The sequence below is a fragment of the Pseudomonas sp. LB3P25 genome, assembly GCF_054897985.1.
On record NZ_CM142711.1, the window covers coordinates 5,795,585 to 5,811,224 of the forward strand.

General features: G+C 59.1%; 16 protein-coding genes and 1 pseudogene. 12 read left to right on the top strand and 5 right to left on the bottom strand.

Annotated elements, in window-relative coordinates; translation table 11 throughout:
- Positions 1–219: 219 nt before the first annotated feature.
- The 4 genes from livH to ACYZTW_RS26640 are packed head-to-tail and all read left to right on the top strand — an operon-like array spanning position 220 to position 3,862.
- Complete coding sequence (livH, locus tag ACYZTW_RS26625; RefSeq protein WP_462002464.1) at positions 220–1,143, top strand: high-affinity branched-chain amino acid ABC transporter permease LivH; 924 nt, start codon at positions 220–222, stop codon at positions 1,141–1,143.
- Entirely contained in the window at positions 1,140–2,396 is a 1,257-nt protein-coding gene (locus ACYZTW_RS26630; RefSeq protein ID WP_462002465.1) for a high-affinity branched-chain amino acid ABC transporter permease LivM, read from the top strand. Before livH ends, ACYZTW_RS26630 begins: the two co-directional genes overlap by 4 nt.
- On the top strand, positions 2,393–3,160 hold the full coding sequence (gene livG, locus ACYZTW_RS26635) for a high-affinity branched-chain amino acid ABC transporter ATP-binding protein LivG (protein WP_462002466.1): 768 nt from the start codon (positions 2,393–2,395) through the stop codon (positions 3,158–3,160). The genes ACYZTW_RS26630 and livG overlap by 4 nt, the downstream gene beginning before the upstream one ends.
- Positions 3,161–3,862, top strand: a complete 702-nt coding sequence (locus ACYZTW_RS26640; RefSeq protein ID WP_008147292.1) for an ABC transporter ATP-binding protein — start codon at positions 3,161–3,163, stop codon at positions 3,860–3,862.
- 173 nt (positions 3,863–4,035) lie between these two features.
- On the opposite strand, the gene ACYZTW_RS26645 is transcribed toward ACYZTW_RS26640, so the two are convergent.
- Positions 4,036–4,956, bottom strand: coding sequence for a LysR family transcriptional regulator (locus ACYZTW_RS26645; RefSeq protein ID WP_462002467.1), 921 nt, complete (start codon positions 4,954–4,956; stop codon positions 4,036–4,038).
- A 105-nt stretch (positions 4,957–5,061) separates the two neighbouring features.
- Between ACYZTW_RS26645 and ACYZTW_RS26650 the strand changes: the two genes are divergently transcribed.
- The 3 genes from ACYZTW_RS26650 to ACYZTW_RS26660 all read left to right on the top strand — a co-directional run bounded on the left by ACYZTW_RS26650 (position 5,062) and on the right by ACYZTW_RS26660 (position 8,387).
- Complete coding sequence (locus tag ACYZTW_RS26650) at positions 5,062–5,661, top strand: short chain dehydrogenase (RefSeq protein ID WP_462002468.1); 600 nt, start codon at positions 5,062–5,064, stop codon at positions 5,659–5,661.
- A gap of 363 nt (positions 5,662–6,024) precedes the next feature.
- Positions 6,025–6,678: a COG3650 family protein gene (locus ACYZTW_RS26655; protein WP_462002469.1), complete on the top strand. Its 654-nt coding sequence runs from the start codon at positions 6,025–6,027 to the stop codon at positions 6,676–6,678.
- A 95-nt stretch (positions 6,679–6,773) separates the two neighbouring features.
- A complete protein-coding gene (locus ACYZTW_RS26660; protein WP_462002470.1) occupies positions 6,774–8,387 on the top strand; it encodes an NAD(P)/FAD-dependent oxidoreductase in 1,614 nt (537 codons plus the stop codon).
- A gap of 143 nt (positions 8,388–8,530) precedes the next feature.
- Here the strand turns inward: ACYZTW_RS26660 and ACYZTW_RS26665 are convergent, their stop codons facing one another.
- Complete coding sequence (locus ACYZTW_RS26665) at positions 8,531–9,628, bottom strand: PLP-dependent cysteine synthase family protein (protein WP_462005843.1); 1,098 nt, start codon at positions 9,626–9,628, stop codon at positions 8,531–8,533.
- Positions 9,629–9,864: 236 nt separating this feature from the next.
- Between ACYZTW_RS26665 and nhaA the strand changes: the two genes are divergently transcribed.
- The 4 genes and pseudogenes from nhaA (at position 9,865) to ACYZTW_RS26685 (ending at position 12,843) form a co-directional block, all read left to right on the top strand.
- Complete coding sequence (gene nhaA / locus ACYZTW_RS26670) at positions 9,865–11,052, top strand: Na+/H+ antiporter NhaA (protein WP_462002471.1); 1,188 nt, start codon at positions 9,865–9,867, stop codon at positions 11,050–11,052.
- A 121-nt stretch (positions 11,053–11,173) separates the two neighbouring features.
- A pseudogene (locus ACYZTW_RS26675) lies at positions 11,174–12,204 on the top strand (colicin E3/pyocin S6 family cytotoxin).
- Positions 12,164–12,466, top strand: a complete 303-nt coding sequence (locus ACYZTW_RS26680; RefSeq protein WP_462005844.1) for a colicin E3-like toxin immunity protein — start codon at positions 12,164–12,166, stop codon at positions 12,464–12,466. The pseudogene ACYZTW_RS26675 and the gene ACYZTW_RS26680 overlap by 41 nt, the downstream one beginning before the upstream one ends.
- Positions 12,467–12,591: 125 nt before the next feature.
- Positions 12,592–12,843, top strand: a complete 252-nt coding sequence (locus ACYZTW_RS26685) for a pyocin S6 family toxin immunity protein (protein ID WP_462002472.1) — start codon at positions 12,592–12,594, stop codon at positions 12,841–12,843.
- Positions 12,844–12,909: 66 nt separating this feature from the next.
- Here the strand turns inward: ACYZTW_RS26685 and ACYZTW_RS26690 are convergent, their stop codons facing one another.
- Complete coding sequence (locus tag ACYZTW_RS26690; RefSeq protein WP_046056377.1) at positions 12,910–13,374, bottom strand: outer membrane lipoprotein; 465 nt, start codon at positions 13,372–13,374, stop codon at positions 12,910–12,912.
- A 168-nt stretch (positions 13,375–13,542) separates the two neighbouring features.
- Between ACYZTW_RS26690 and ACYZTW_RS26695 the strand changes: the two genes are divergently transcribed.
- Positions 13,543–13,779: a hypothetical protein gene (locus ACYZTW_RS26695; protein WP_462002473.1), complete on the top strand. Its 237-nt coding sequence runs from the start codon at positions 13,543–13,545 to the stop codon at positions 13,777–13,779.
- Between the two features lie 5 nt (positions 13,780–13,784).
- Here ACYZTW_RS26695 and pdxH read toward each other — a convergent pair whose 3' ends face one another.
- The gene (pdxH, locus tag ACYZTW_RS26700; protein WP_462002474.1) at positions 13,785–14,432 is read right to left on the bottom strand and encodes a pyridoxamine 5'-phosphate oxidase; all 648 of its coding nucleotides are present in this window, start codon (positions 14,430–14,432) and stop codon (positions 13,785–13,787) included.
- 24 nt (positions 14,433–14,456) lie between these two features.
- A complete protein-coding gene (locus ACYZTW_RS26705) occupies positions 14,457–15,560 on the bottom strand; it encodes an OmpA family protein (protein ID WP_462002475.1) in 1,104 nt (367 codons plus the stop codon).
- Positions 15,561–15,640 lie beyond the last annotated feature (80 nt).

Below are 15,640 nucleotides of genomic sequence, written 5' to 3' on the forward strand. Positions count from 1 at the left end.
TGACTGCCAATAAAGCCCACGGCGTGCCGTGGGCTTTGTTTTACGAACGTATTGGGCCGCGCTGGCGTGATCCGCCAGTCTCCCCACCTGAAAATCTCAAAACCGTCATCAGCGGTTCGCTGGCAAACCTCGCGTTCGAAGTGGATGCAGATCCACGGGGCTCGAGCGGGAAAATGACTCCACCAGTGAAATGCGTATCAGGTTTTTAGGAGCGCTGTAATGCCTGACATCTATCACTTCTTCCAACAGCTGGTTAATGGTCTGACCATTGGCAGCACGTATGCCCTGATCGCCATCGGCTATACGATGGTTTACGGCATCATTGGAATGATCAACTTCGCCCACGGCGAGGTGTACATGATTGGTTCCTACGTGGCGTTCATCGCCATTGCGGGCCTGTCCATGATGGGACTCGACAGTGTTCCACTGTTGATGACCGCCGCTTTTCTCGCGACCATTGTCGTGACCAGTGCCTACGGTTACAGCATCGAACGGATCGCCTACCGCCCATTGCGCGGCAGCAACCGTCTGATCCCGCTGATTTCCGCCATCGGCATGTCGATCTTCCTGCAGAACACGGTTCTGCTGGCGCAAGACTCCAAGGACAAATCCATCTCCAACCTGATCCCTGGCAACTTCGCCATAGGGCCAGGTGGCGCACAAGAAGTGCTGATTTCCTACATGCAAATCGTGGTGTTCGTGGTGACCTTTGTCGCCATGCTCGGCCTGACGCTGTTCATCTCCCGCTCTCGCCTGGGTCGCGCCTGCCGTGCCTGTGCCGAAGACATCAAGATGGCCAACCTCCTGGGTATCAACACCAACAACATCATCGCCCTGACCTTCGTCATCGGTGCCGCACTGGCGGCCATCGCGGCTGTGTTGCTGAGCATGCAATACGGCGTGATCAACCCGAACGCCGGCTTCCTGGTCGGTCTCAAGGCCTTCACCGCAGCGGTACTGGGCGGCATCGGCAGCATCCCCGGCGCCATGCTCGGCGGGATCGTGCTTGGGGTGGCGGAAGCCTTTGGTGCCGATATCTTCGGCGACCAGTACAAGGACGTTGTGGCGTTCGGCTTATTGGTTCTGGTGTTGTTGTTCCGGCCAACCGGCCTGTTGGGCCGTCCGGAGGTTGAAAAAGTATGACTAGGAATCTTAAACAGGCGTTATTCAGCGCCTTGCTGGTGTGGGCCGTTGCCTACCCGGTACTCGGTCTGAAACTGACCATTGTCGGCATCAACCTCGAAGTCCATGGCACCAGCACTGCAACGCTGATCACCATCGCCGTGTGCTCGGTGTTGATGTTCCTGCGGGTGCTGTTCGACCATCAGATCAGTGCAGCCTGGAAATCCTCGCCCAACCTGCCGGTGATGCCGGCCAAGGCCAGTACGTTCCTGACCCTGCCGAGCACTCAGCGCTGGATCATCATCGCGTTGATCATCGGTTCTCTGGTCTGGCCGTTCTTCGGCTCCCGCGGTGCGGTGGATATCGCCACCCTGGTGCTGATCTACGTGATGCTCGGCCTCGGCCTGAACATCGTGGTCGGTCTGGCCGGCCTGCTCGACCTCGGTTACGTCGGCTTCTATGCCGTCGGCGCCTACAGCTATGCGCTGCTGTCGCACTACTACGGTCTGAGCTTCTGGATCTGCCTGCCAATCGCCGGGATGATGTCGGCCACCTTCGGCTTCCTGCTCGGCTTCCCGGTACTGCGTCTGCGCGGTGACTATCTGGCGATCGTGACGCTGGGCTTCGGTGAAATCATCCGTCTGTTCCTGCGTAACCTGACCGGCCTCACGGGCGGTCCGAATGGCATCAGCAACATTCCCAAGCCCACGCTTTTCGGGCTGAGCTTCGATAAAACTGCCGCAGAAGGTCTGCAGACCTTCCACGAGTACTTCGGCCTGGAATACAACTCGATCAACAAGGTGATCTTCCTTTACCTGATCGCGGTGTTGTTGTCGTTGTTCGCGCTGTTCGTCATCAACCGCTTGCTGCGTATGCCGCTGGGCCGTGCCTGGGAAGCGCTGCGTGAAGACGAAATCGCCTGCCGTGCGTTGGGTCTTAATCCTACAGTCATCAAGCTCTCAGCCTTTACTCTAGGTGCGTGCTTCGCCGGTTTCGCCGGCAGCTTCTTCGCCGCGCGTCAGGGCCTGGTGACACCGGAGTCGTTCACCTTCATCGAGTCGGCGACCATCCTCGCCATCGTCGTGCTGGGTGGCATGGGCTCGCAACTGGGCGTCGTGCTCGCTGCCACGGTGATGATCCTGTTGCCGGAAATGATGCGAGAGTTCAGTGAATACCGCATGTTGATGTTCGGCGCCTTGATGGTGCTGATGATGATCTGGCGTCCTCAAGGTCTGCTGCCTATGCAACGCCCCCACATGGAGCTGCGCAAATGAGCCGCGAGATCCTTAAAGTCGAAAATCTGAGCATGCGCTTCGGCGGCTTGCTGGCGGTCAACGGCGTAGCCCTGAGCGTGAAAGAAAAACAGGTGGTGGCACTGATCGGCCCCAACGGCGCCGGCAAGACCACCGTGTTCAACTGCCTGACCGGTTTCTACCAGCCGAGTGGCGGCAGCATCCTGCTGGACGGCGAGCCGATCGAAGGCTTGCCCGGCCACAAGATTGCCCTCAAAGGCGTGGTGCGCACCTTTCAGAACGTGCGTTTGTTCAAGGACATGACGGCGGTCGAGAACCTCTTGATCGCCCAGCACCGTCACCTGAACACTAACTTCCTGGCCGGTCTGTTCAAGACCCCTGCGTTCCGCAAAAGCGAGCGCGAGGCCATGGAGTTCGCCGAGTTCTGGCTGGACAAGGTCAACCTCAAGGCGTTCGCCAACCGTCCGGCCGGCACCCTGGCCTACGGTCAGCAACGTCGTCTGGAAATCGCTCGCTGCATGATGACCCGTCCGCGGATCCTCATGCTCGACGAACCGGCCGCCGGCCTGAACCCGAAGGAAACCGAAGACCTGAAGGCGCTGATCAGCATGTTGCGTGAAGAGCACAATGTCACCGTGCTGCTGATCGAACACGACATGAAACTGGTCATGAGCATTTCCGACCACATCGTCGTGATCAACCAGGGCACGCCTCTGGCCAACGGCACGCCGGAACAGATCCGCGACAATCCTGAAGTGATCAAAGCCTACCTGGGGGAAGCGTAAATGCTGCAGTTCGAAAACGTTTCCACCTTCTACGGCAAGATCCAGGCCCTGCACAGCGTCAACGTCGAAGTCCGCCAGGGCGAGATCGTGACCCTGATCGGCGCCAACGGTGCCGGCAAGTCGACCCTGCTGATGACGCTCTGCGGTTCGCCGCAAGCCCACAGCGGCAGCATCCGCTACATGGGTGAGGAATTGGTCGGTCAGAGTTCCTCGCAGATCATGCGCAAGAGCATCGCAGTCGTGCCGGAAGGTCGTCGGGTGTTTGCCCGACTGACCGTGGAAGAAAACCTCGCCATGGGCGGATTCTTCACCGACAAGGGCGATTATCAGGAACAGATGGACAAGGTTCTCGGACTTTTCCCACGCCTGAAAGAGCGTTTCGCCCAACGCGGCGGCACCATGTCCGGCGGCGAACAGCAAATGCTCGCCATCGGCCGTGCGCTGATGAGCAAACCCAAGCTGTTGCTGCTCGACGAACCTTCGTTGGGCCTGGCACCGATCATCATTCAGCAGATCTTCGACATCATCGAACAGCTGCGCAAGGACGGTGTGACGGTGTTTTTGGTGGAGCAGAACGCCAACCAGGCGCTGAAAATTGCTGACCGTGCGTACGTTCTGGAGAACGGCCGGGTGGTGATGACAGGCACGGGTGAAGCGCTGTTGACTGATCCGAAAGTGCGTGAAGCGTACTTGGGTGGTTGAGTCTTTGCGGTAAACAAAAAACGGCCTTCGGGCCGTTTTTTTATGCCTGACTCAAACCCCAAAACAACGAAAATCCAATGTGGGAGCGAGCCTGCTCGCGAATGCAATTTCGCATTCAATAGAAATGTTGTCTGCCCTACCGCTTTCGCGAGCAGGCTCGCTCCCACAGGGATCTATGTGGTGTGCTGGAGCCGATCCAGCGCTTCACCGCTGCGCTTGAACCAGCCAATCAGGTAATCCGCCAACACCTGGGTGCGCTTCGGCAAACCGCCCTGATACGGATGCACCAGGTACATCGGCATGCGGCGTGTCTGATAGTTACGCAGGAGCCAGCGCAAACGTCCGTCAGCCAATTCCGCTTGCAGCAAGTAGGACGGCAACCGCGCAATGCCGGCACCGGCCAGTGCCGCTTTCTTCAGCAGGCTGTAGTGGTTGCTGGCGAACGGCCCCGACACGCGAACCCGCAGCAACTCGTGTTGCTGGTGATAGAGCCACTCTTCGCGGCCGCTGTAATGACTGTTGAGCAGACAGCGGTGTTCAGCGAGTGCTTGAGGCGTCAACGGTTCGCCGTATTGCTCAAGGTAAGCCGGGCTGGCGCAGGTCATTTCGTGCCAGGCTAATAGCGGTCGGGCCACCAGGCGCTCGTCATTGCCCACCTCGGAGCGAACCGCCAGATCAAACCCGTCGCGGGACAAATCACGATAGCTGTTGCTCAGGTCCAGCTCGATCTGCACCTCGGGGTACTTGCCGGAAAACTCCAGCAACAAGCCATCGAAGAAGGTTTCCCCCAGCGATACCGGAACCGTCATACGCACCGGCCCGGCCATGTCATCCTTCAACCGCGCCAATGCCTGACGCGCTCTCTCGACCTGGACCACAAGCGCTTGGGCTTGCGGCAACAGCGCCGCACCCGCGGCCGTCAGGCTCAAGCGGCGGGTGGTGCGTTGCAGCAGGACCACGGAAAACCGCGCTTCCAGCAGGCTGATGCGCTTCGATAACTGCCCCTTGCCGCAGCCCAATTGCTGTGCCGCCAGGGTAAAACTCCCCGCTTCGATCAACACCGCGAACGCCGCCAGATCATCCATCTCGCTCATGGATTGTTTCCATTAGAAAACCAAAGGTTGCCTATTAGCGCGCTTATCAATGGAAAAAACCACTCTAGACTTCAACCTCGTTTAACCACTTCGAGGAACAGCACGATGAAAATTCTTTTGATAGGCGCAGGCGGCACCATCGGTTCGGCGGTCGACAAGGAGCTGTCCGAGCGTCACGAGATCATCCGCATCGGTCGCAACAGCGGTGACTTTCATGTGGATATCAGCGACAGCGCCTCGATTCGCCAGCTGTTCGAACAGACCGGCAAGTTTGATGCACTGGTCTGCGCTGCCGGCAACGTGACCTTCGCGCCCCTCGGCGAAATGACCGAAGAAAGCTTCGCGCTGGGCCTTAAAGACAAGCTGATGGGCCAGGTCAACCTGCTGCTGATCGGCCGCGAGTACGCCAACGACGGCGCCTCGTTCACCTTCACCACTGGCGTACTCAGCCACGACCCGATTCGCAGCGGCGCCTCGGCTGCGCTGGTCAATGGTGCTCTGGACAGTTTCGTCCGCGCCGCCGCGATCGAACTGCCTCGTGGTCTGCGGGTGAACTCGGTGAGCCCGAACGTACTGGTCGAAGCCATGGGCAAATACGCGCCATATTTCCGTGGTTACAAACCGGTTCCGGCAGCGGATGTGGCTCAGGCCTACGCCAAAAGTGTGGAAGGCCTGCAAACAGGTCAGACCTTTCATGTAGGTTGAGCCCGACGCAATCCGTAGGAGCACGGCTTGCCGGCGATGGCGTCCTTGAGATCGCCATCGCGAGCAAGCTTGGCTCCTACGCTTTCACGTAGGCTGAGCCCGACGCAATCCGTAGGAGCACGGCTTGCCGGCGATGGCGTCCTTGAGATCGCCATCGCAAGCAAGCTTGGCTCCTACGCTTTCACGTAGGTTGAGCCCGACGCAATCCGTAGGAGCACGGCTTGCCGGCGATGGCGTTCTTGAGATCGCCATCGCGAGCAAGCTTTGCTGCAGGGTGATCGACAACAGGACATCAAAAGTCGGCGGGGTTGTGATGAACGGTCAGGCTGAGTAACGTGGCGGCACTTGTCTGGAGACTCAAAGATGCGTGTTGCCCGTTCCTTAGTCCTTGTTGCCCTGCTTCCGCTGTTCGCCGCTTGCCAGTTGCTCGATGGCTCGCATGAAAGTGCCTCCCACGTGGGCCAGACCCGCATGCAGGGCCAGTTGACGGCGGCCGACGGCAAGCTGTTGTTCCAGCCGTGCAATGAGCAGCGCAGTTATGTGGTCAACGACACCGGCGGCACCAGCGTCCTGCAAGAGGCCGCGACCCTGGCCGATGCCCGGGGCAAGCTGTTCGCCGACGTGCGCGGGCGAATCGTCGACAGCCGCCTCGATCTGGAACAGCTGTACCGCGTCGAGCGCTCGGGCACCGCGTGCGACGATCCGAATTTCAAACTGCTGATTCTGCGCGCTGCCGGCCATGGGCCGGAATGGAACGTGAAAGTCAGCGGCAAAGGCATGGTCATCGACCGCGCCGGTCAGCCGCCATTGGCCTTGCCCTACGTTGAAGAGCAACTGGGCGATGGCCGTTTCAACCTCAGCACCGAAGCCAATAACCAGCACATCGAACTGTGGGTTGCACCGCAACGTTGCGTCGACAGCACCACCGGCAGCGTCCAGCACATGAGTGCCGAACTGCGCGTCGACGGCCAGGTTCAGCGTGGGTGCGGGTATTTCGGCGGATCGCGTAACGACTGATCGTTTTAGCCTTACGGGAATCATTCTTTGAGGCTTATAATCGCGGGCTTCAAACGCCTTGGCGCAGTTGTGCGCCCCGCGAACCGGATCCTGTCATGTTACGAATCACCGAACTCAAGCTGCCGATCGACCATCCCGAAGAAGACCTGCGCCCTGCCATCGTGCAGCGCCTGGGCATCACCAGTGATGACCTGCTCGATTTCACCTTGTTCAAGCGCAGCTACGATGCGCGCAAAAAATCCTCCGAACTGTGCTTCATCTACACCATCGACCTCAACGTTCGCGATGAGGCGGCGGTGCTGCACACGTTCGCCGATGACCGTAACGTCAACGTGGCGCCGGATGTCAGCTACAAAGCGGTCGGCCATGCGCCGGCTGATCTTGAGCAACGTCCTGTCGTCGTGGGCTTCGGTCCGTGCGGGATTTTCGCCGGGCTGCTGCTGGCGCAAATGGGCTTCAAGCCGATCATCCTCGAGCGCGGCACCGAAGTGCGTCAGCGCACCAAGGACACTTGGGGTCTGTGGCGTAAAAGCGTGCTTAACCCGGAATCCAACGTGCAATTCGGTGAAGGTGGCGCGGGGACGTTCTCTGACGGCAAGCTTTACAGCCAGATCAAGGACCCGAAATTCATCGGTCGCAAAGTCCTGCACGAGTTCGTCAAGGCGGGTGCGCCGGAAGAAATCCTCTACGTCAGCAAACCGCACATCGGTACGTTCCGTCTGACCGGCGTTGTGGAAAACATGCGTGAGCAGATTCGCGCGTTGGGTGGCGAAGTGCGCTTCCAGCAGCGGGTGACCGACGTGTTGATCGAGGACGGCCAACTGGTCGGCGTCGAGCTCAACGGTGGCGAGCAGATCCATTCGAAACACGTAATCCTGGCCCTCGGCCACAGCGCCCGCGACACCTTCCGCATGCTCCACGGCCGTGGCGTGTTCATGGAAGCCAAGCCGTTCTCGGTGGGTTTTCGCATCGAACACCCGCAATCACTGATCGACCGCGCACGCCTGGGCAAGTACGCCGGCCACCCGAAACTCGGGGCTGCCGACTACAAACTGGTGCACCACGCCAGCAACGGACGTTCGGTCTACAGCTTCTGCATGTGCCCGGGTGGCACGGTGGTGGCGGCGACGTCCGAGCCCGGCCGCGTGGTCACCAATGGCATGAGCCAGTACTCGCGTAACGAACGCAACGCCAACTCCGGGATCGTCGTCGGGATCACCCCGGAAGTCGATTATCCGGGCGGCCCGCTGGCGGGGATCGAGTTGCAGGAACGCCTGGAATCCCACGCCTTTGTGCTGGGCGGCAGCAACTATGAAGCGCCGGCGCAACTGGTCGGCGACTTCATTGCCGGCAAGCCGTCCACCGAGCTGGGCAGCGTAGAACCTTCCTACAAACCGGGGGTTGCCTTGGGTGATTTGGCGCTGGCCCTGCCGGCGTTCGCCATCGAAGCCATTCGCGAAGCCTTGCCGGCGTTCGAGAAGCAGATTCGCGGTTACTCGCTGCACGACGCCGTGTTGACCGGGATCGAGACACGTACGTCATCGCCGCTGCGGATTACCCGTGACGAGTCGATGCAGAGCCTGAACGTGAAAGGCTTGTTCCCGGCGGGTGAAGGCGCGGGTTATGCAGGCGGGATTCTGTCGGCGGGTGTCGATGGGATTCGGATTGCAGAAGCGGTTGCCCGCGACATCCTCGGCCTAGAGGCCTGATACGCATTCTTTGCCACAGCACAAAACCTGTGGGAGCGAGCCTGCTCGCGATGACGGATCAACAGTCAGCAGAGATGTTGACTGATCTACCGCTATCGCGAGCAGGCTCACTCCCACATTGGTTCTTCAGTGTTTGAACAATCTCAGATGTTTGCGCGTAGAACGGTGGCCGGCAGCGGCTCACCGCGCTCGACACTCCCCGCCACGGCATCCATCAAACCACTCAACTCATACCCTTGGGTCTTGAGCCAAGCCTGATCGTAATAGGTGGTGGCATAGCGCTCGCCGCCATCACACAGAATCGCCACGATTGACCCCGACTCCCCCGCCGCCGCCATCTGCTGGGCCGCCATCAAGGCGCCGATCAGGTTGGTCCCGCTCGACCCGCCGACCCGACGTCCCAAACGCTGTGCCAGGTAATGCATGGCCGCCAGAGACAACGCGTCCGGTACTTTGACCATCGCATCGATCACTTTGGGCAGGAACGACGCCTCCACCCGAGGCCGGCCAATGCCTTCAATCCGCGAACCGCAATCCAGGCGCAGACTGGCGTCGCCGGTCTGGTAGTAATCGAAGAACACCGAGCGCTCGGCATCGGCGCAGAGAACGCGGGTGCAATGTTGGCGGTAACGCACGTAACGGCCCAGCGTCGCGGTGGTGCCGCCGGTGCCGGGGCTGGAAATCAGCCAGCTCGGCTCGGGGTGCAGCTCGAAGCGCATTTGCTGGAAGATCGACTCGGCAATGTTGTTGTTCGCCCGCCAGTCGGTAGCGCGCTCGGCATAGGTGAACTGGTCGATGAAATGCCCATCGTGTTCGCGAGCCAGACGCTCGGATTCGGCGTAGATCTGCGTCGGATCGTCGACCAAGTGACTCTTGCCGCCGTAGAAAGCGATCTGCGCGATCTTCTCCTTGGAGGTGGTTGCCGGCATCACCGCAATGAACGGCAAGCCCAGCAAACTGGCGAAGTACGCTTCGGAAATCGCCGTCGAACCGCTGGACGCTTCAATCACCGGCGCACCGGGTTTGAGCCAGCCGTTACACAGCGCATACAGAAACAACGAGCGCGCCAATCGGTGCTTCAGGCTGCCGGTGGGATGACTGGACTCATCCTTGAAATACAACTCGATGCCCGGAAAACCTGGCAGCGGCAAGGGGATCAGGTGAGTGTCGGCGCTGCGCTGGAAGTCGGCTTCGATGATCCGGATGGCTTCGCGGGCCCACTGTCGGTTGTCGCTCATGATGGTTTTCTCGTTGAGTCGGCCTTGTTGCAAGGCTCAGCTAACAAGCTTAGGAAAAAACCTACATCACGCACAGGTACAGCTGAGGTTCAATACGCCCGGCAACTGCTAGGCTCAGGTCCCTGCCGGCCGTTCGCGTTGTAACGGCATATAACAAAAAAGAATATAACTTTTGTTTTAACAACTAACGGTACGGGTTAGGGTGTGCCACCTTTTGAATTCATCGATGGAGAGCAACCTTGCCTCTGCGTAGCACTTTCACGCGTTTCTTCCAGTTGGAAGCTGCCAGCGGACTGTTATTGATCGCCGCTGCTGCCCTGGCTTTGATCATCAACAACTCTTCGCTGTCGTGGCTTTACAGCAGCTTTCTGGACACTCCGGTAGTGGCGCAGGTCGGCGCGTTGCAAATCGCCAAACCGGCGCTGCTGTGGATCAACGACGGCCTGATGGCCCTGTTCTTCCTGCTGATCGGCCTGGAAGTGAAGCGCGAAGTCCTCGACGGCCAACTGTCGAAACCGTCGCAAATCGTCCTGCCCGGCGCGGCGGCGATTGGCGGCATGGTGGTGCCAGCGCTGATCTACTGGTTTTTGAACCGCGATGACCCGGCAGCCCTGGGTGGCTGGGCCATCCCGATGGCCACCGACATCGCCTTCGCCCTCGGCGTACTGGCCCTGCTGGGTAAGCGGGTGCCGGTATCGCTGAAGCTTTTCCTGATGACTTTGGCGATCATTGACGACCTCGGCGCAATCATCGTCATTGCGATCTTCTACTCGGGTACGCTTTCGACCCTTTCGCTGGCTCTGGCCGCGACGTGCATCGTGGCACTGATCGCGATGAACCGGCTCGGCGTGGTCAAGCTCGGGCCGTACATGATCATCGGTTTGATCCTCTGGGTCTGTGTGCTCAAGAGCGGCGTCCACGCGACACTGGCCGGTGTGACCCTGGCCTTCTGCATTCCCCTGCGCACAAAAAACGCCGAACCGTCGCCGCTGCTGACCCTCGAACACGCCCTGCATCCATGGGTGGCCTACGGCATCCTGCCGCTGTTCGCCTTCGCCAACGCCGGCCTGTCCCTGAGCGGCGTGACCGTCGAAAGCTTCACCCACCACGTGCCGATGGGCATCGCGGTCGGCCTGCTGCTGGGCAAGACCCTCGGCGTCTTCGGCCTGACCTGGCTGGCCGTGAAAATCGGCATCGCCGCCCTGCCCCAAGGCGCCAATTGGGGCCAAGTGCTGGGCGTGGCAATCCTCTGCGGCATCGGCTTCACCATGAGCCTGTTTGTCGGCTCCCTGGCGTTTGAGCCGGGAGTCAGTGAATACGCCGGGATGGATCGGATGGGGATTTTGACCGGGTCGATATTGGCGGCGTTGATTGGTTATGCGGTGACGGCGGCAGCGAGTCGCAAGAACACTGCGTTGCCATCCTGATAATCAGAGACAACTCTTAGAGTCATTCAAGACTCGTCCTACAGCCACAATCAGCCTCGTTCGTTAACGTCGCACAGCCCCTTTTTTGGGGGCTGTCGACGTACGAACGCAAGGAAGATCAGTGGCTGGCAATAAGGACATTCCCCGGGTTCAGAACCCACCGTCAGGCGACGGGCATCACGTCACTCACCGCTTCATGACGGCCACCGAACTGGCCGCGCGGGAGGCCAGACAAAACGCTTACGACGCCATGCTTGCGAGGCAAGACGCCTTCGAACGGAGTCGTGAGGTTGTCGCGAAAAAGCAGGAATCAATTCGCGCCGGCTGCGTTTTTGCCAAGTCCTGCAAGCTTCCCGACGCCATCATCGATTACTCGAATCCTTCGGGGATGGTGCCTACCGACAGCCTCAAGGACTACGGAGAAGTCGCCTGGCTCGGTGCTCGCGAGGTAGACGATGCCGGTCTGCTGAATCTTGAAACGATCAGTGGCAGTACCGTCTCGCTCGGTATCGGTCGAATTGCTCTTCGCGCCCCGACTTCCGCCGTTCCCACCGCAGCACTCGGCGCTGCAGGAACCGCCATATTGGCCGGCCTGGTCGCGTTTTTCTGGACACCGAGCCTGGGCGACAGCGCGCTCTACACCGAAGATCAGTTGCGCGCCCTGAAACAGGCTCGAACTCGTGTTCGGCTAAGAGTCGAGCAACAGGCTGACGGCAGTCTCAAGGGATACGGTTTCTACACCGGCAGGAACCGCGATTGGGAAATGGTTGATGTCGTGCAGTTCAGCTTGCGCGGCAGCCAGCAGGTGGCGGATCTAGGGGATGGTGTTGAGCTGATCTGGACACCGGCTGTGGATGGTTCCGACATCCTTGGTATTCCAGCGCTGGAAGCAGCTCCGCAAGCGCCGCATATTTGGGTTTATCCGCCGACAGAAAGGCCAAGAAAAAGAATCCCATCGTAGGAGGCGGAGGACTTAGAGAGCGCTGGATTGATGCAAAGGGCAAAACCATCTACGAGTGGGACTCTATGCATGGGGAGCTGGAAGCTTATCGCGCAAGTAATGGGAGTCACTTGGGAGCATTTGACCCCATAACAGGTGAGCAACGTGACGATGCTCAATCTAAACGCAACATCCCCAAAAAATACTTGTGAGACGACGATGGGACTGAAACTAAGGTTGGAATGGTATGACAAGCATACTGAAATTTGTGAGGGGGAAGAGTCCTCCAAAGATTTAGGTGACGATGAGTCAATACTTGATGCTCTCGGCATCCCCGTCGAAAACAATATTAACAATGGAGGCTTTGATGTTGGCAGCCATTGGGTTGCCATTATTCAACCCTACTTTCGCCACCTAATTGACCTGGCCGCCTACGATCACCAACTATCTTTCGATTACCGCGAGAACTGGTAACCCCGCCGAGACCCTCGACTTACCGCTGACCGGATGGTCAGCCAATTTCGTTAACGTCGCGCGGCCCCTTTTCGAGGGCTGCGAAGCCAGGTAGAAGGACCTCAAAATGACTGAAGATAAAAAACGTGCGCTATCTATCCATCACCGGCTTTTACCCTGATGAAAAACAAGACAATTCATTGCAGTTCCAACTGATCATCAAAGACTATGAGATGAACCAGGCATTGGCTCAATTGACCGAGTCAAAAAAACTGGAAGAAATAGAGCCTGGAGAGCTAGAGCTGACAGGTACTCAAATCCTACAGGTTGCAGAACTATTAGAAATCGACTTCCCCGAGGGGCTGGAATATTTTATAGGCCCCCGCGCCGCACCGTGACAATCCTTAACAAACAAAACCCCGACCAGTCACCTGATAGGGGTTTTCTTTTACCCGTATTCCCGCTTAGTGCGAAACGCGGCTAGTCCCATCAACAGTAGCAATCCGCACCCGCTCGCCAACACGGAACACTTCGTTTTCCTGAACCTGTTGCACGTAGGCGCGCATGCTGCCGTCGTCTTCGCGAACGGTGATTTCGACGCCTTGGGCGCGGGTCAGGCCCTCTTCAGTGGCCGAGCCGATCAGGCCGCCAGCGACGGCGCCGATAACCGCAGCAACGATGCTGCCGCGACCGCCACCGACAGCGCTGCCGCCAACACCGCCCACCGCCGCACCGGCAAGGCCGCCGATCGGGGTTTTGGTGCCTTCGATTTTGACCGGTCGCAGGGACTCGATAGTGCCCATGCGAACGGTCTGAACGCGACGCGCTTCGTCACGGGAGTAGGAGTCACCGGTCAGGCTCGATTGGCAGCCGGTGAGCAACATCGCCATCGTGGAAAAGGAAGCAACCAGCAGAACAGACTTACGCATAGCATCAACTCCAAAGGACAGGTATTCATTAAACTCCGCAGCTTGACGCCTGTCACGACATTGCCCGGATAAAATTGGTTTGATTCAGGCCCGGTACAGACGCCTCCACGAACTCACCACACAGTAGCGGCAAATTCCGGAATCTGCGCCGCTGACCCAAGGATTGTCATGGATTACTTCATCATTGTCGCCACTACCGTCGCCGGTTTGTATTTCCATTGGTGGCTATACGTGCGGATCAAACAATGGATGGACCGCGATCTGGCGTTGGCACTGGCGGGTAAAGACGAGCAGAAAAAGGCGTTCATGCTCCAGCAACTGGCGAACGCTCAAGCGCAGAAGATCAAGCGCCGAGACCTGCCCCAGTGGCTTGAAGCCGCTGCGGCAGGCTATCTCGATCGGTAGACGGCTTAAGGTGCCAGACGCTCAAGAATCCAGTCGGCGCCCTGCAAACGATAGTTGAGGCGATCGTGCAGGCGGCTCGGACGGCCTTGCCAAAACTCGATGCGCTCCGGTAACAAACGGTAACCACCCCAGTGCTCAGGGCAATGAGGTTGCGTGTCGCTGAAGCGTTGCTCGGTGTTCTTGAGCAGCGCTTCCAGTTCGGCGCGATCGGCGATTACCCGGCTCTGGGGCGAAGCCCAGGCACCGAGACGACTGCCCAGTGGGCGAACCTGGAAGTAGGCGTCGGACTCTTCAGGCGCAACTTTCACCACCCGCCCTTCGATGCGCACTTGGCGCTCAAGGGCCGGCCAGAAAAAGGTCATGGCCGCGAACGGGTTCGCGGCCAGATGCTGGCCCTTGGCGCTGTCGTAGTTGGTGAAGAAGGTGAAGCCCTGCTCGTCCAGCCCCTTGAGCAGCAGAATGCGGCAATGCGGCCGACCGTCCTGATCGACGGTGGCCAGGGTCATGGCGTTGGCTTCCACCGGCACCTGCTCGGTTTTGACCGCGTCGGCGAACCACTGATGGAACAGCGCGAACGGCTCGGTCGGGGCTTGCGCCTCGGTCAGGCCATCACGGGTGTAGTCGCGACGCATATCAGCCAGGCCCTGGGTCATGGCGCATTCCTTTTGGTTAACGAATCACTTTTTTACAGTATCGGCGGCGTCGGCGACTTTCTTCGGGTCGGCAGCGGCTTTGGCCGGAGCAGTCTTTTTCGCCGGCGTCGCAGTTTTAGCCGGTGCCTTCTTGGCGGCGGCTTTCTTGGCCGGGGCTTTTTTCGCAGCAGGCACATCGGCCTTCTTCGCGGCTGGCGCAGGGGTAACCGGTTTGACCACTGGCTTGACGTCCTGGGCAGCGACCAACTTCACTGGCGCCGGGGCCGGCATGTTGTACTTGCTCAGCAACGCGACCATGGTGTTTTGCGGGGTCACCAGCAGTTCCACGCGACGGTTCAAGGCACGCCCTTCATTACTGTCGTTGGCAGCACGCGGGGCTTCGCCACCCATACCGCGCAGCATCAGACGATCACGCTGCAAACCGCTGAGGCGGAAAATCGCTGCCACGGCCTGGGCACGCTCCTGGCTCAGTTTCACGTTGGCCGGTGCGGCACCCGATGTATCACTGTGGCCGAGAATCAGCACGGCAGTTTTCGGATCAACTTCAAGGATTTTCGCGACGCGAGTGAACGGACCGAGTGTCACCGGCAGCAGCATGGCCGGACGGTCAGGGTTGAACGAGCCTTCTACCGGCGCGGTAACCACCAATACGTTATCACGGCGTTCGAGTTGCAGATTGCTGCCCTTGATCGCTTCGCGCAGGCGCGGTTCGTAGTCGTCGAGCCAGGCTTGAGTGACTTTAGGGTCAGGCATCGGCACAGCTTTGGCGGTGCTTTGTTCTTTGCCGCCGAACGGCCAGTACCACTTTCCACCTGCATCGGCTTCAGCCTTGGCCACTTCGACCGGTTTGGCTTCAGGCTTGGCTTCAGCTTTTACCTCTGGCTTCTTGTCGAGAACTTCATCGGAACCGAATGGCCAGTACCAAGGGTTGGAGCTTTCAGTCTTGGCCACCGGAGCGGTTGCCGCAGGCTTCAGAGGTGCCGGGGCCGGAGCCGGGTTTTTAGCCGCGACTTTGTCGGAGGAACCGAACGGCCACCAGCTGCTGCCATCGGAGTCATTTTGTGGAGTTTGTGCGCAACCGGTGATAGCGAAGCACAGGGCCAAAGCGAGAGTTTTATTGAATGACATTGGATATCCACAAAATAAGTAATGAAAAATCAGGCCGGATTGACCCGGATAAACAGACGCTTGGAAAGCATAAAGGCCTT

Coding starts and splice junctions, on each gene's coding strand:
- livH (WP_462002464.1), top strand. CDS start 220: ATGCCTGACATCTATCACTTCTTCCAACAGCTGGTTAATGGTCTGACC.
- ACYZTW_RS26630 (WP_462002465.1), top strand. CDS start 1,140: ATGACTAGGAATCTTAAACAGGCGTTATTCAGCGCCTTGCTGGTGTGG.
- livG (WP_462002466.1), top strand. CDS start 2,393: ATGAGCCGCGAGATCCTTAAAGTCGAAAATCTGAGCATGCGCTTCGGC.
- ACYZTW_RS26640 (WP_008147292.1), top strand. CDS start 3,161: ATGCTGCAGTTCGAAAACGTTTCCACCTTCTACGGCAAGATCCAGGCC.
- ACYZTW_RS26645 (WP_462002467.1), bottom strand. CDS start 4,956: ATGAGCGAGATGGATGATCTGGCGGCGTTCGCGGTGTTGATCGAAGCG.
- ACYZTW_RS26650 (WP_462002468.1), top strand. CDS start 5,062: ATGAAAATTCTTTTGATAGGCGCAGGCGGCACCATCGGTTCGGCGGTC.
- ACYZTW_RS26655 (WP_462002469.1), top strand. CDS start 6,025: ATGCGTGTTGCCCGTTCCTTAGTCCTTGTTGCCCTGCTTCCGCTGTTC.
- ACYZTW_RS26660 (WP_462002470.1), top strand. CDS start 6,774: ATGTTACGAATCACCGAACTCAAGCTGCCGATCGACCATCCCGAAGAA.
- ACYZTW_RS26680 (WP_462005844.1), top strand. CDS start 12,164: ATGCTCAATCTAAACGCAACATCCCCAAAAAATACTTGTGAGACGACG.
- ACYZTW_RS26690 (WP_046056377.1), bottom strand. CDS start 13,374: ATGCGTAAGTCTGTTCTGCTGGTTGCTTCCTTTTCCACGATGGCGATG.
- ACYZTW_RS26695 (WP_462002473.1), top strand. CDS start 13,543: ATGGATTACTTCATCATTGTCGCCACTACCGTCGCCGGTTTGTATTTC.
- pdxH (WP_462002474.1), bottom strand. CDS start 14,432: ATGACCCAGGGCCTGGCTGATATGCGTCGCGACTACACCCGTGATGGC.
- ACYZTW_RS26705 (WP_462002475.1), bottom strand. CDS start 15,560: ATGTCATTCAATAAAACTCTCGCTTTGGCCCTGTGCTTCGCTATCACC.